This is a genomic window from Bacillus licheniformis DSM 13 = ATCC 14580, assembly GCF_000011645.1.
GTDB lineage: Bacteria > Bacillota > Bacilli > Bacillales > Bacillaceae > Bacillus > Bacillus licheniformis.
The window spans coordinates 3,416,386-3,430,047 of the sequence record NC_006270.3 but is presented as its reverse complement, the minus strand read 5'-3'; the positions used below and the strand labels follow the sequence as shown (position 1 = coordinate 3,430,047).

Annotated in this window: 19 protein-coding genes and 2 pseudogenes; 11 read left to right on the top strand and 10 right to left on the bottom strand. The window is 41.5% G+C overall.

The window, feature by feature from the left end; translation table 11 throughout:
• Positions 1-19 precede the first annotated feature (19 nt).
• The 4 genes and pseudogenes from TRNA_RS39175 to TRNA_RS43465 form a co-directional block, all read left to right on the top strand.
• Positions 20-1,042 carry a hypothetical protein gene (locus TRNA_RS39175; protein WP_011198298.1) on the top strand — a complete coding sequence of 341 codons (1,023 nt, stop codon included), beginning with the start codon at positions 20-22 and terminating at the stop codon, positions 1,040-1,042.
• A 106-nt stretch (positions 1,043-1,148) separates the two neighbouring features.
• On the top strand, positions 1,149-1,292 hold the full coding sequence (locus TRNA_RS43965) for a hypothetical protein (protein WP_021837703.1): 144 nt from the start codon (positions 1,149-1,151) through the stop codon (positions 1,290-1,292).
• 254 nt (positions 1,293-1,546) lie between these two features.
• On the top strand, positions 1,547-1,777 hold the full coding sequence (locus TRNA_RS39170) for a helix-turn-helix domain-containing protein (RefSeq protein ID WP_011198296.1): 231 nt from the start codon (positions 1,547-1,549) through the stop codon (positions 1,775-1,777).
• A gap of 179 nt (positions 1,778-1,956) precedes the next feature.
• A pseudogene (locus TRNA_RS43465) lies at positions 1,957-2,049 on the top strand (peptidoglycan-binding domain-containing protein); the annotation flags it as partial.
• Positions 2,050-2,293: 244 nt separating this feature from the next.
• Here the strand turns inward: TRNA_RS43465 and TRNA_RS39165 are convergent.
• A complete protein-coding gene (locus TRNA_RS39165; RefSeq protein WP_011198295.1) occupies positions 2,294-2,863 on the bottom strand; it encodes a hypothetical protein in 570 nt (189 codons plus the stop codon).
• Between the two features lie 226 nt (positions 2,864-3,089).
• Between TRNA_RS39165 and TRNA_RS39160 the strand changes: the two genes are divergently transcribed.
• Both TRNA_RS39160 and TRNA_RS39150 read left to right on the top strand, forming a co-directional pair.
• A complete protein-coding gene (locus tag TRNA_RS39160) occupies positions 3,090-3,308 on the top strand; it encodes a transcriptional regulator (RefSeq protein ID WP_011198294.1) in 219 nt (72 codons plus the stop codon).
• 90 nt (positions 3,309-3,398) lie between these two features.
• A protein-coding gene (locus TRNA_RS39150; protein WP_085959889.1) for an IS3 family transposase occupies positions 3,399-4,561 on the top strand; the annotation gives its coding sequence in 2 pieces (ribosomal slippage) (positions 3,399-3,675 and positions 3,675-4,561; 1,164 coding nt in all).
• Between the two features lie 66 nt (positions 4,562-4,627).
• Here the strand turns inward: TRNA_RS39150 and TRNA_RS39145 are convergent.
• Positions 4,628-4,987, bottom strand: a complete 360-nt coding sequence (locus TRNA_RS39145; RefSeq protein ID WP_011198293.1) for a DUF4064 domain-containing protein — start codon at positions 4,985-4,987, stop codon at positions 4,628-4,630.
• A 163-nt stretch (positions 4,988-5,150) separates the two neighbouring features.
• Positions 5,151-5,303, bottom strand: a complete 153-nt coding sequence (locus TRNA_RS43960; protein ID WP_011198291.1) for a hypothetical protein — start codon at positions 5,301-5,303, stop codon at positions 5,151-5,153.
• Positions 5,304-5,726: 423 nt separating this feature from the next.
• Between TRNA_RS43960 and TRNA_RS39135 the strand changes: the two are divergent.
• Positions 5,727-6,008 (top strand): annotated as a pseudogene (locus tag TRNA_RS39135) (peptidoglycan-binding domain-containing protein); the annotation flags it as partial.
• 29 nt (positions 6,009-6,037) lie between these two features.
• Here TRNA_RS39135 and TRNA_RS39130 read toward each other — a convergent pair.
• The 6 genes from TRNA_RS39130 to TRNA_RS43450 all read right to left on the bottom strand — a co-directional run bounded on the left by TRNA_RS39130 (position 6,038) and on the right by TRNA_RS43450 (position 9,554).
• The gene (locus TRNA_RS39130) at positions 6,038-6,322 is read right to left on the bottom strand and encodes a hypothetical protein (RefSeq protein WP_003185302.1); all 285 of its coding nucleotides are present in this window, start codon (positions 6,320-6,322) and stop codon (positions 6,038-6,040) included.
• 401 nt (positions 6,323-6,723) lie between these two features.
• The gene (locus TRNA_RS43955; protein ID WP_003185298.1) at positions 6,724-6,951 is read right to left on the bottom strand and encodes a hypothetical protein; all 228 of its coding nucleotides are present in this window, start codon (positions 6,949-6,951) and stop codon (positions 6,724-6,726) included.
• A 152-nt stretch (positions 6,952-7,103) separates the two neighbouring features.
• Positions 7,104-7,589 carry a DUF6022 family protein gene (locus tag TRNA_RS39120; RefSeq protein ID WP_003185296.1) on the bottom strand — a complete coding sequence of 162 codons (486 nt, stop codon included), beginning with the start codon at positions 7,587-7,589 and terminating at the stop codon, positions 7,104-7,106.
• Positions 7,590-7,685: 96 nt separating this feature from the next.
• Positions 7,686-8,084 carry a YrvL family regulatory protein gene (locus TRNA_RS39115; RefSeq protein WP_003185294.1) on the bottom strand — a complete coding sequence of 133 codons (399 nt, stop codon included), beginning with the start codon at positions 8,082-8,084 and terminating at the stop codon, positions 7,686-7,688.
• A gap of 72 nt (positions 8,085-8,156) precedes the next feature.
• Positions 8,157-9,311 (bottom strand): oxalate decarboxylase family bicupin, encoded by a 1,155-nt coding sequence (locus tag TRNA_RS39110; RefSeq protein ID WP_011198289.1) that lies wholly within the window; start codon positions 9,309-9,311, stop codon positions 8,157-8,159.
• Positions 9,312-9,404: 93 nt separating this feature from the next.
• Positions 9,405-9,554: a YvrJ family protein gene (locus TRNA_RS43450; protein WP_003185290.1), complete on the bottom strand. Its 150-nt coding sequence runs from the start codon at positions 9,552-9,554 to the stop codon at positions 9,405-9,407.
• 156 nt (positions 9,555-9,710) lie between these two features.
• On the opposite strand from TRNA_RS43450, the gene TRNA_RS39105 reads away from it, so the two are divergent.
• The 4 genes from TRNA_RS39105 (at position 9,711) to TRNA_RS39090 (ending at position 12,568) form a co-directional block, all read left to right on the top strand.
• Positions 9,711-10,292 carry a sigma-70 family RNA polymerase sigma factor gene (locus TRNA_RS39105; RefSeq protein ID WP_011198288.1) on the top strand — a complete coding sequence of 194 codons (582 nt, stop codon included), beginning with the start codon at positions 9,711-9,713 and terminating at the stop codon, positions 10,290-10,292.
• Positions 10,276-10,467 (top strand): hypothetical protein, encoded by a 192-nt coding sequence (locus tag TRNA_RS39100; RefSeq protein WP_011198287.1) that lies wholly within the window; start codon positions 10,276-10,278, stop codon positions 10,465-10,467. Before TRNA_RS39105 ends, TRNA_RS39100 begins: the two co-directional genes overlap by 17 nt.
• 196 nt (positions 10,468-10,663) lie before the next feature.
• On the top strand, positions 10,664-11,632 hold the full coding sequence (locus TRNA_RS39095) for a rhodanese-related sulfurtransferase (RefSeq protein ID WP_011198286.1): 969 nt from the start codon (positions 10,664-10,666) through the stop codon (positions 11,630-11,632).
• Positions 11,633-11,932: 300 nt separating this feature from the next.
• A complete protein-coding gene (locus TRNA_RS39090; protein ID WP_003185281.1) occupies positions 11,933-12,568 on the top strand; it encodes an FMN-dependent NADH-azoreductase in 636 nt (211 codons plus the stop codon).
• Positions 12,569-12,599: 31 nt separating this feature from the next.
• On the opposite strand, the gene TRNA_RS39085 is transcribed toward TRNA_RS39090, so the two are convergent.
• Complete coding sequence (locus TRNA_RS39085) at positions 12,600-13,649, bottom strand: oxidoreductase (protein WP_003185279.1); 1,050 nt, start codon at positions 13,647-13,649, stop codon at positions 12,600-12,602.
• Positions 13,650-13,662 lie beyond the last annotated feature (13 nt).

Genomic DNA, 13,662 nt, shown 5'->3' with positions numbered 1-13,662 from the left:
TAATAAAGGAGCTGAGTTTATGGATGAAAAACAAATTCATATGCCGGATTTGACAGCTCGAAATGCAATAGACTTTTGTAATAATTCATTTGACTTTGACGGCATAAAGAAAGTAATTTTTGATTTTAAATATTCAAATACGGTAGAGCCTTTTGGCATGCTTATGGTTGCATCGAAGCTCAGAAGACTCGTGGAAAGATACCCAGGTATTATTTGGTGCGATAATCATCATGATAAAGAATATGCAGGACACATGGGGTTTTTTCAAAGTTGGAGAATTGATTATGGAAAGAAACCAGGAGAAGCATGGGGAAGCAATACATATATTCCTATAACTGAACTAAAAGTTAGAGATTTAAGAATAGAATCATACAATCGCAATGAAGTAGTGCAAACAACTATTGAACGTAAATCTTATGAACTCGCAAAAGTACTGTCACAGGGCAATAATAATCTTAAAGATGTGCTTGGTTACTCTATTCGAGAATTAATGAGGAACATTGTTGAACATAGCACTTCTGAATCTTTCTGGTTTGCAGGACAATATTGGCCATCTAAAGATAAAGTTGAAATTGCATTGCTGGATGAAGGTGTCGGAATCGCACAAGCTTTGGGTGTCAACCCAAATCTTAACATAAAAAACGATAAAGATGCTCTTTATTTGTCTATAGAGCCTGGAATTTCGGGCAAGGCTTTTGAGTATAATGGTGTCATGCGAGGACAATCAAATTCTGATTGGGATAATTCTGGATATGGACTGTTTGTTACAAGTAAAATCTGTCAACACGGAGGGGATTTCCTGATATGTTCAGGTAAAAATGCTCTTTCTATTAAAGGCAAAGGACATTACCTCTATGATACTGATCTAACAGGTACGGCAATCAAAATGACTCTTAACACTTCTAATCTTAACAAATTCAATACATTTCTTATAGATAGTATTGTACGTGAGGGGGAGGAAAGAGCTAAAGTTAATTCTCATAACTCAAATTTAACAGCTTCTAAAGTCTCAAGAATGCTCACAACCACAGAGGATAATTGAGCTCCAAAAAAAGTTCTTTTTATTTGAAAAGGAACTTTTTTTGGCAATGCTATTGACTGTTGTAAATAGCTTTGTTATAATTAAAATATAGAAAGGAGGTGCTAAAGTGGACGAGGTAAGAAACTGGATTCTTGCCACTGCTGGAGTGGTGACCATATTCAAACACATTTATGATATATGGCAAAACGAAAGCAAAAAAAGAGGCAAGAAAAAGAAAAAGCGCTCCCGCCGGGTAAGCAAGAAGCGCTAAACATAGTGAGCGAGAGAAGGGGAGAAATCCCCTTGCTCTCCAATTCATTATATCACGTCCACAAATTATGAAACAATATTTTAAGCATTACAGCTCATTAGACATGGCAACTATGCTCATCCTAATAGCGGGCATTTTTGCAATTGATTTTGAAAAAGTTGGTACTCTGGGGAAAATCACAGGCATCATTTTATACCTGGCTGTGATAGTTACACTGTTAAAAGGATTAATTATGATTTGGAGCGAAAAAAGGCATGAAGGAAAACGAAAAAATTAAATTTATCCAAGATGAAGTTTTGACAGCTGCAGAAGCAGGCGAGCTCCTCGGGGTTACAAGGCAGCGTTTAAGTGCATTGGTGACTTCCGGGAAGCTAAAGCCTGTGAAGAAGGTCGGTACAGTTAGCTTGTTTCTCCGTGATCATGTGGAGACTCAAAAGAAAGAACTTGAAGCTGGCCGGAAAAAATACCGCCCATATGATGAGTAAAGCCCTTCCAGTTGTGAGAAGGGCTTATTTCATTTCCACGCCAACAATATCCTCAAATTTAAAAAGATTCGTGTCTCCTTTAGAATCCATGACATGGAAAGTTTTCTGCAGCTGGTTTATGTAGTGGATTTGGCCCTCTATTTGAACGATCTCTCCGGTTTCCGGTCCGCGACTTTATTGCGGTCAAACGGTTCCAGCTCATACACGGGCTGCCTGCTGACGGAATTTACGGACCGAAGACAAAGGCGAAACTTGAATCTCTGTTAAAGTAAAGAAAATTTTTTGGCGATATTCAAAATTCTTTTATGCACAATAAAAACCCCCAAATGGGGGTTTTTTAAATGAAACTGAATATGACGTATATCGCAACTTCAGCTACAAGTAAATAAATCATGTACCTTGCATATCTATACACATCATCGTCATCAGCACTTTTTTTACTTTTAAATGTCCATGCAAATAAACCTAAAACGGTTAACGCTAAGATGACTTCAACTATTGTTAATGGAGACATTTTTACCACTTCCCTCGACATTTCCATCCATAGTATCCCAACTCTATTGCAAGAGACGCTGCATTAACTTTCATCCCAGATTTAATCAAAGTTTTGAACATTAATCTTGCGGCTAAATCATACTGCTTAGTTTTGATATATGTAAAGATAGCACCATTTAAAAATTGACGCGCTATATTTCCATAACTACCAATCATTTTGTTTACAACACATTTACCAAAAGATGTTGCACTAGCAACCTGAAAACTAGACTTCTGAAAAGAAGAGTCTGACGCCATTAATTCTTTTAGTTTCAAGGCAGCAGGGTCGCCCTCCAAAACTTTTTTATCAAACAATTCCTTGTTTTTAATAACATATCCCTCATTAGTTAGTTCCCCAACTTCTTCGAAGTAAAACTTTAATATTTCCTCTAATTCCTTTTCTGAATAATCACCAGAATCGGAATAGCTTTTCACCTGGGAATTCGAAAATTCGCTTGCCTGTGAAATTTGAGGTACAACAAAGGTTACTAATAAGACAGCTGTTAGCAATAGGATAAATGGTTTACAGACTCTTTTAGCTATCGTCTCCACTTTTCTCTCTCCCTTATAATGTATTTGGTATTGTATAGATTACCATAAAATGAGTGGTAATGCCTCTGAATATTGAAAAATAGTAAAAAAGATACATTTTAAAAACAGGAACTTGAAGCTGGTCAATAATGCTCTGCATGCAAAAATACGTTCTCTTCCTGTAGGAAAAAGAACGAATGTTTGGTATAATTGTCATAGGTAAAACAAACCAATGGAGGGGGATACTATGAAAAAATCCGAACAAATATTAGAAGCCATAGACGAACTAACTAAAGAAAAAGGTTTCCCGCCATCTGTTAGGGAAATAGGTGAAAGGGTTGGTTTAAAATCTTCAAGTACAACAAAAGGTCATCTTGACCGGTTGCGTAAAAAGGGGCTTGTTGATTGGGAAGAAGGTAAGCCGAGAACATTGCATATTTTGTATAAAGAAAAAGCCACCATTTAACGATTTGGAGAGACCCAAATAAATGAGACAAGGAAAAAACACCCCCTGAATCGTATTAATACAATATGATTCTTAGGAGGGTGTTTTTCTATGGGCACAAGAGTACATTACGCAGAAGAAGTAAAATGGGAAGTAATTAAAATGAAACAAGCTGGAATGACAAACAAAGAAATAATGGAACAACTGGGGATAAAAAATAAGACTCAAATTAAAACATGGATGCGATGGTACAAAACAGGCCAAACCTATCGATTTTCGCAACAAGTTGGAAAACAATATTCCTACGGTAAAGAATCGGAGGAAATGAGTGAGCTAGAAGAATTAAAACTAAAGAATAAACAGCTAGAGGCTCAATTGGCAATTATAAAAAAGTACCAGGAGATCGAAAGGAGTTGGAGCCACGAGTCATTGTCCAAGTTGTAGAAGAACTCTCAGCCACTTTTAAAATAATTGATATTCTTGGAGTATTAGGCATACCTAAGTCAACATATTACCGTTGGAAAAAGAAGTATAAAAAAGTTGAGCTAACTTCATTAGAAGAGCTAGTAATCAAGCTGTGTAAGAAAAACTTCTATCACTATGGTCATCGTAAAATTAAATCCATCTTAAACAGAAAGTATGGGATAAATGTAAACCGCAAAACTGTACAAAAAATTATGCAAAAGTTTGAGATTCAGTGTCAAGTTAAGAAGAAGCGACAAAAGTACATTTGTGGTGAGAGTAATATTATTGTGCCGAACACTCTCAATCGTAATTTTAAAGCAAGCCGATTAAATGAAAAATGGGTAACCGACATTACCTACTTACCTTATGGCTCGACTATGTTATATTTATCAACGATTATGGACTTATATAACAACGAAATAGTGGCTTACAAAATAGGTACGAGCCAAGATATTAACCTAGTATTAGACACATTGAGGGAAGCTGTAGAATTACGTAAACCAGTAGGGTTACTTCTTCATAGCGACCAGGGATCTGTCTATACTTCACATGCATATCAGAATTTGGCCAAAGAAAAAGGCATTACCACAAGCATGTCTCGAAAAGGAAACTGCCATGATAATGCCGTCATTGAATCCTTTCACTCCTCGCTAAAGTCGGAAGGATTTAACGCTCAAAGTAGAGCATCTATATCCAATTCTAAAGTAGTACAAATTGTAAATCAATACATGTATCGATATAATCATGTACGAATTCAGGCAAAATTAAACTACCTGTCCCCACTGGAATACAGGGGACAGGCAGCATAGGTGTTTTTTCTAAGTCTCATTTTAACGGGTCAGTTCAGATTGGTGGCTTTGTTGTTTTTATGTAATTTAGGCAGACATAACATTACTACTATTATTATTTTGTTTTGCGACCATCATAATACCGGCAATTAACAAGAGAATGCCTGACACAAAGTAAATAGAAAAGGTATAAAGGACACCCATAATTAGAATGAAAATTCCCCAGCCTTTGCTGTTTGCTTTGACTTTAAATGTTGCAACCCAAATAAGCACAAGAAGTGGAATTGATAAATAAGTATAAATTAATAAGTAATAGAAAAATCCCATGTCAGCTTCATCTGCTGGTGTAAAACCATAAAAAAATGTGAAAATAGCTGTGAAAAACCAACCAATTGTTAAAAAGATTGTTGCAATTAATGATAAGGTAAACTCTGCTGTTCGTTTCAACTTTATTCTCTCCTTAATTTTAATCTCAATAATAACAACAAATTCTCAATACATTCTAAGAAATATCCCCTCCATGTCCAAGCTTTCATGTGAAAAAAGCCCTCATTGTTTTATAATGAACATTTACATTTTAAAACAAATGAGGGGGATTTTCTACATAGTTTTACTTGAACAGCTTGCCCAATATTTTGCCGGCTGTTTTTCCTGCAGCTCGGCGGGCCATTCGTTTCCCTAGCGTTCCATTTTTCGCCGCGTTAACATCTCCTAAAATTTTAGCTGACTTATACAGTGCTGATCTGATTTTGTTGATACTCATTTTCCCTCGTCCTTTTTTCTTTTTATTAAAAGTGGATGACCTCATGGTCTGTTAGGTCATCCTCTTATCACTACTTTTTCGTGGCAAGAAAATGGCAAGATCGCATTATAATTTTATACTTATCCAAGGAAAACTGATAAACATAAAACCCTTGATGCAAAGCCTTTTCGCTTATTACTAAACCGATGTAAAACTTATCTATCCGACTCCCACCGTCTCCACCATACATATGATGGTGGTTTTTTTGTTTTTTGGGGAGTTTTTGTTGTTTGTGCAAGAGCGGGGAATCGCTTAATGAACATATGAATGATACTGCGGAATATGTCGGGTCATCGGTCCTCATATCATGAGAAAAACGTTTGGTTACTGGCATAATAATTCAAGGACGTTCCCATATTGCAAGCTCTTGCAGCGGAATAGAAAAAGCCTTCTTCAAGCGGCAAAAAATCATCCTGCACGCTGCGGTCTGGCATCTATAAGGTAAAAAGCCCACTGATGAAAGGGACGGCCGTCCGGCAGATTCAGGAGGCTTTAGCTGCCCTCTATTTCTATCCAGACAAAGGGGCGAAGAATAACGGCATAGGTGGCTATTACGGGCCGAAAACGGCGAACGCGGTCAAACGGTTCCAGCATATGCACAGGCTTTCTGCCGACGGTATTTACGGACCGAAAACGAAAGCAAAACTCGAATCCTTACTGAAGTAATAAAAAAAGGCCTCTAAAAAGGGGCCTTCTTATCTCCATCTCCAATTTATTTCATTATCATTTTCGTAAATCCCTGGAAGGGATATACCTACCTTTTTTTGCTTTTCATCAATAATAAACCAATTTTCATCATCTAACCATTCTTCACTATACTGTTCAATGGCAAAAGGGTCATCCTCGTTTACTACAGCCTTAAAGAAATCTTTGAACTTTTCCATGTTTTCATTAGGAATGATTGTTCCATACATCCAGACACCTTCAACAGTAGCGCCTTTTATTTCACCCAAGCATTCATTTTTATAATATAGAAGCATATCTATCACTCCTTCGGATGTAGTTTGATAAATTGTTTTGGAACCTCACCTTTTACAAAGTATTCAGTGTCTCTTTGAGTCCATTTTAAAGCTTTGTTTTTCCAGTGTTCAGACTGGCGAGTATCATTTTTGATTAAACCTTTCGATTTGTTTAGGAGATAAAATTACAATATCCTTCACTTCACCAGACCTGATGGCTTTACGGAGAGCAGATATGTCGAGTTCTATTGTATTTTTACCGTAGCCCTTTGCAACCTTTTGATTTATTGTAAAACTTGTATATGGGCTGTTGGATTTCCCGCCTTTTCTATATCCTCCAAGGACGTGCTCTGTTACAGTAACCTGACGACCTTGGTACATACCAGTTTTGTTGGCAGGTACAAGATTACCACCGGTTTCTTTTAAATGCTTGTTGAAAAATCCAAAACGTACCGGTTCACGATATCCGCGCTTCGTTCGCCGTCGATGTCGCCCGTCATGCCGAGCTGCTTCAAAAGTTTTGAATAAAGCTGCAAGTCCGCCAACACGCCAATACTCACAAATCCGGCTGCCGCCGCAAGCTTTCCCGGCATTTTTTGCTGAAACAGCATGACAAAAGACAGGAGTGTCAACACTTCGAAAGTTCTCATGAGTTTCTCCCTTATGTAAGATATTGGTCTTATACATAAACGAATGTGTGGTTTGATTGGTTGCAAAAATTCCTTGGCTGCATTTAGTGTAAATAAAAAAACCGCTGGAATACCCAGCGGCTGCAGCTTATGACTTTGTGGGTCGAAATAAGCTAGTTCTCCTTTATCTGTTTTATGTGAGCAACAATTCGGTCTCTCTCCGTTTCTTCCAACGTGTAAATCCGCGGGGAGAGGGGGACATCAAATCCGGCGTGAGAGTGATAAAAGTCAAAGAGCAGCGTCCCGGCCGGCTGTTTTTGCTGATCGGAGATGACAACCCAAAACACACGTGAGCGGCAGTTGTCAGCTCCCCATTTTTCCATGGACTGTCTAAAGTTCAAGCCCTTTCCGATAAAAAAATCGCCTTTTCCCGCATTTTGAATCGTTGTAAAGCCGGACTGTTCGAGACTTTCAAATACAGGAGGCAGCAGGTGGTCCAGGTAGACCCCGTAAGTCGCGTCTTCCAATTCGGGAAACACCTTTAAAAGAGCTTCGCGATGATCGTCAAGCGTTTGTTTCCAATTTGCGGCGATATAGCCTTGCAACTGTTCGCCAATTTCTTTGATCGACATGCCGGGTCTGAAAAGAACCTTATTCATGAACAAAACCTCCTTTTAATCACTGCAAATCCAGTATATAACATTGTTGCGAATCATTGAGTCCTGCAATGAAAAAATTCGGTTTAAAATGGATCGTCAATATAAGAGCGAACCGGACCTCTGCCGCGGATAAAGGATTTTATCAATTGTAAAAAACGAAACGGCAATCATGATTTCCGCCGAGGTTGTCAGCAGAACGTCGTCCAGCAATTCGTCCGCGGTATAAATGGCGGCCCATAAACATCCGATCGTGATCATTTCAGCGGCAAAAACCGTGATCCGCCGATTGATGCCCAGCAGTTTCATACTGTGGATGAGCACCTTTTCAGCCGGTTCCAGGACAAAGGTCAGTCCGGTATAACAAAGCGTAAACAGCAGCAATGATCCGACTGTTTGGTAAAACGCGCCCGACAGATGAAACAGGATCGAAATGCCGAGAAAGTGGGCGAAAAAAACGAATATAACCGATATGCAGCAAATAATGAAATGTTTCATGACACAACTCCTTTAAAATATGTACACAAGCGCCAAAGGCCTGCAGGATATGTCTCCTGCAAGCCTGGCTGGTTATTTCTTATCAAATTTGACGACCGGATGCTTTTCTTTAGAGAGCATTTTTGTAAATTCGCTGCCGACGTCAAGGTGCTGGCGGACAAGCTCTTCCGGAACAAGCGCGAGCCATTGGTTTAACGAAACGTCAGCATAGTGGTCGTCTTTGAAAATTTCGAGGAACCGAAGCGGCTCATCTCCTGTATTTTGGACGTAGTGTCCCATTGCGAACGGCACATAGCCGACATCTCCGGCCTGGTAATTAAATGTTCTGGCATGCCCGTCGGCAGCGAAAACCGTCATTTTCGCTTGTCCGGAAATGTAATACTGCCATTCGTCTGTATTCGGATGCCAGTGCAGCTCCCGGATGCCTCCAGGTTCGACTTCCACTAACGCAGAAGCGATCGTTTTCGATGCTTTGAAGTTCGTGGAATCGGCAATCCATACTTTTCCTCCGATGGATATAATCGGTTCCTGTTCAAGCAAATTGTAGCTGAAAGATAGAGGTACCGTTCCGTTCGGGCTTTCAACTTTGTCTTTCTCAAGACAGCCAGGGATCGCTTCTTGGAAAATATACTTTTCTTCAACTGGAAGAGAGGCGACGACGTCTTTTGAAATGCCGAAGTTTGCGGCAATCACCTCATCAGGCGTATGGGCCAGCCAATCTGTCACCTGGAAGGTGCTGTTTTCAGAGAAGGAGCCGTCATCGAAGACAAGCAGGAATTCGCATCCGTCTTCAAGTGCTTGAATTGAATGCGGCAGACCTGACGGGAAGTACCAGAGATCTCCTTCTTTCACATCTTCAATAAAGTTTCTGCCGTCTTGGTCAACAGACGTAATCCGTGCTTTTCCGTACAGCATATACGCCCATTCGGCTTCCTTATGCCAGTGCAGCTCCCTGATGGCCCCAGGTTTCAGCCTCATGTTGACAGAAGCAAGCTTGTCTGAAATCGGCAGCTCGCGAACTGTGACTTCCCGTGCATATCCGCCTTTTTCAAGACGGTTATGGACATCGGAAAATGAAAATTTCATGTTTGGCACCGTTCCGTGGTCGGTTTCAGGCGGTACGAGCATGTCCGGGTTTTGGCGGTCGCGCTCAACGTTGTGCGGAATTTTCGTTTCCGCTCCTTTTTCTCCTCTGATCGGCTGTGGAATTTGTTTGTTTTTTTCCATGTGATATCCCCTCTTTCTAAAAATGTAAAGGAGAGCTGAAAGGCCTTTCGTTTTCCCCTTCTGTCATGTTAAGTGAAAAAAGTGAGGCCGATGTCAATCATCGGTTTCATTTTTTTCTTTGATCAGCTCGATCAGTTCATCGATTTTCTTTTCAAAACGAGTGAGCAAGTAAATTGCCAATACAGCTGGAAAGCCGACATTGCCGATTTGTTTCGCTGCTTCCTCAATGAATGCGCTGTCCATTCTTACCACCTCCTATGTTAAGAAGTGACGAAAGTTTGAAAAATGTAAGCAAAGAACTATTTTCTCTGAATGGGAACTTATGTTTGCATGTTAATAGAAGAGATGTGTTTACTTTTTTTTCATTTCTTTCATCTAAATAAATAGGAGGCGGTTTTTATGATTGATCAAACGTTACTGCGTGCGAAAATCAAGGAGATCACAAGGCATCCGCTTGTGAAGCATTTTTTGAGCAACCCAAGGTATGAGCGGCTTTTCAACCACGTGTTGGAACATCCGGATTCTGAAGAGGCAGAGTGTCTCGATCGTGAATTTAAGCGATTTTACAAAAAAATCCGCATGATCAAATACATCAACTCGATGATCCGGATTTTCTCCGTCGACTTTGATAAAAGAGTCCGGAAAAACCGAGAGCGTTTTCCATTGATGATCGACGACAGTCCGAATCTGCCCGAGCCGCCCCGAGGGGATCTGTTAGACGATGTCTTGGAACAGGAAGAGGAATTAAGCGAACACCTGCAAGACCCGATGCTTTATGAAGCGTTTTTGCAATTGACGGACAAGCAGAAAAAAGTGCTTGCACAAATTTATATTCATGGGGTATCCATGCAGGAAATTGCTGACTCTTTGGGAGAATCAAGGCAAAATATTTCAAAAATTCATAAAAGGGCACTCGAAAAGATAAGAGAGCTGCTGAATTCTAAAGCAGAGGGGAATGATAACAGTGAGTCTGCACGATGAAAAAGAGATTGAGAAATTGCTGGAAAATTTCACACCGATGATCAAAAGCAAATTAGAGAGGGAGGATCTTGAACAGGAGCTGAAGATGAAGATTTGCGAAAAAGCGGAGATGCTTTTATGTCAAGAAGTGCCTGGTTTTTGGGAGTTTATAACAGAATTGCTGAAAGTCCTTTAATCTGAGCTGTTTTGCTTGCGTAAAGCCGCCGGAAGTGTTAAAATTTCTAACATTTGATTAATGGAATGTTCAAGCTGCTTCATTGAAATCATGGTGATGGTTTGTTTTAATATGAATGAAGGTTTGATTATATAAATGGACGGATATTCCATTTTTTATCTTATAAAAACATGCATCAGATAGGTGGTAAAGTATCATGAAGAATCAATACCGAGTATTGTTGTATTATAAATATGTTCATATCGATAACCCTGAGCAATTTGCCGAAGATCACCTCAAGTTCTGCAAAGATTTGGGGCTGAAGGGGCGCATCCTTGTGGCGGGTGAAGGAATAAACGGAACCGTGTCAGGAACCGTAGAGCAGACAGACCGCTATATGAGTGAAATGAAAAGCGATCCCCGCTTTGAAGACATGGTATTTAAAATCGATGAATCAGAAGGGCACGCTTTCAAAAAAATGCATGTCCGCCATCGCGATGAGCTGGTGACGCTCCGCCTGGAAGATGATATCGATCCGAACGAATTAACAGGAAAATACCTGGAGCCAAAAGAATTTTATGAGGCGATGCAGCAGGAAGATACGATTGTCGTCGACGCACGGAACGACTATGAGTACGATTTGGGGCATTTCCGCGGAGCGATCAGACCGGACATTAAAGCGTTCCGCGAATTACCTGAGTGGATCCGCGATAACAAAGAAAAGCTCGAAGGCAAGAAAATATTGACTTACTGCACGGGCGGAATCCGCTGCGAAAAATTTTCAGGATGGCTGAAAAAAGAAGGATTTGAAGACGTGTCCCAGCTTCACGGCGGTATTGTAACGTACGGAAAAGACCCTGAAGTTCAAGGTGAACTGTGGGACGGGAAATGCTATGTTTTCGATGAAAGAATCAGCGTTCCGGTCAATCAGAAAGAGCACGTCATTGTCGGAAAAGATTATTTCACCGGCGAGCCTTGCGAGCGCTATGTCAACTGCGCAAACCCGGAATGCAACAAGCAGATCATCTGCTCTGAAGAAAATGAGCACCGCTATTTGCGGGGCTGCACGCACGAGTGCCGGGTTCATCCGCGCAACCTGTATGTCAAAGAGCACGGCCTTTCAGAAGAAGAGGTGCAAGAGAGACTCGAAAAGCTGAAAGAAGAGGAACATGCAGCGCAGTCATAAAAGCTGTAAACAAAAGTAACATATAAAAATCGAAGTTGCATTTGCTCCTGCAAGGGAGTCGGCTTTCGGATTGAATGGAGGAACGCCTTGACCTGAAAAATCGGGGCGTTCCTTTTTTATTCTGAAATGAAAGCAGAGTGAAAATATAGCAGGTGATCATGATGCCGAACAAAAGCCTTATCGGACATCAGATTAAAAAGCATCTGCACTTTATGCGAAAGCTCCGGCTTTTCCAGAATATTTGCCTGAAAACGTCCCATACTAAGCAATATCAATACAAAAAGGCAGGTAGCAAAAGAAATGACAAAAACCCTTTACATTACCGCTCACCCGCATGACGAAAGGGCATCCTACAGCATGGCGGCAGGAAAAGCGTTTATCGAATCTTACAAAGAAGCTCATCCGGATGACGAAGTCATACACCTTGATCTTTATCGGGAAAACATTCCGCAGATTGATGCGGATGTTTTCAGCGGCTGGGGAAAATTGCAGTCGGGGTCGGGCTTTGAACAGCTTTCTGAACACGAAAAAGCTAAAGTCGGCCGTTTGAATGAGCTGAGCGAGCAATTTATCGCGGGAGACAAATACGTGTTTGTCACGCCGCTTTGGAATTTCTCTTTTCCGCCGGTGATGAAAGCGTACTTCGATGCGGTCGCTGTAGCGGGAAAGACGTTTAAATATACCGAACAGGGACCGATCGGGCTGTTAACCGATAAAAAAGCGCTGCACATCCAGGCGAGAGGCGGCTACTATTCAGAAGGGCAGGCTGCGGAACTTGAGATGGGGCACCGCTATATCAGCATCATGATGCAGTTTTTCGGGGTTCCGGAATTTGAAGGTTTATTTATAGAAGGGCATAATGCTGAGCCTGATAAAGCTGAAGAAATAAAACAAAATGCGATTGTCCGAGCCAAAGAATTGGGCAGGACTTTTTGAAAAAACCGCGGATCATATCCGCGGTTTTGTTTTATTTGTTTAAGAACACCGTTTGATTCGTTTCGCTGCTTTTTTGCGCAGCTTCGATGATTCGGATGACGTCGCGTCCTTCTTCCGCCGTGACAGGCAAGCTGCCGCCTTCTAGAATACTTGAAGCAAGCTGCTTGTAATAAGTTAAGTATGAACCCGGGAGCGTTTCCACGGTTTCCTTCCTGATCTCGTCGCCTTCGACTGTGGCCAGTTCCCCGTAATATTCGGGTTGATCGGCTCCCCACTCATCGCCTGCAGGTTTATGACCCGCTCTGAGTGCATCCTCCTGGCCGTCGATTCCGTATTTAATAAAGCTTCCTTTTGAGCCGTGGATTTGGTAGCGGGGGCCGTTGGCCGGAACAATCGAGCCCGAGTGGAGAATCACTTGGCGCTGATCATAGTGAAGGATGACATGGAAGTAATCGTCTGTTTCCGCATTGGCTCTCTGAGCGGTCACTTGAGCGGTGACGCCGTTCGGCATGCCGAATAAATGAAGCGCCTGATCGATCAAGTGTGAACCTAAATCGTACAGTGCACCTGACCCCGGTCCTTTCTGTTCTCTCCAGCGCTGTCTGACATTCGGCCGGAACCGGTCGTAGGAGGCGTGGAATGTGTTGACCTCTCCAAGGCGCCCCTCTTTGATGAGCTGTTTGATCGTCAAAAAGTCGTTATCCCATCTTCGGTTGTGATACACGCTGAGAAGCACGCCTTTTTCTTTCGCGGCATTAATGAGCTCTTCCGCTTCTTCCGCTGTTGCTGTCATCGGCTTTTCAAGAACGACATGCTTTCCGGCGCGGATGCACTCTTTCGCCATTTCGTAATGAAGGCCGCTCGGCGTGGTCACGATGACGAGATCAATGTCCGGATCTTTTGTGATGTCTTCGATCGTACTGACCGCTTCTGCTTCGGGGAGGTCCTGTTTGACTTGTTCTTTCCTTGAAGTCATAACCTTTCGAATCTCATAATCTTCTAACACTGATAATAAAGGCGCATGAAACACCGAACCGGACAAACCGTATCCTAATATCCCTGTGCGAACCTTGTCCACCATTTCATTCTCCTCT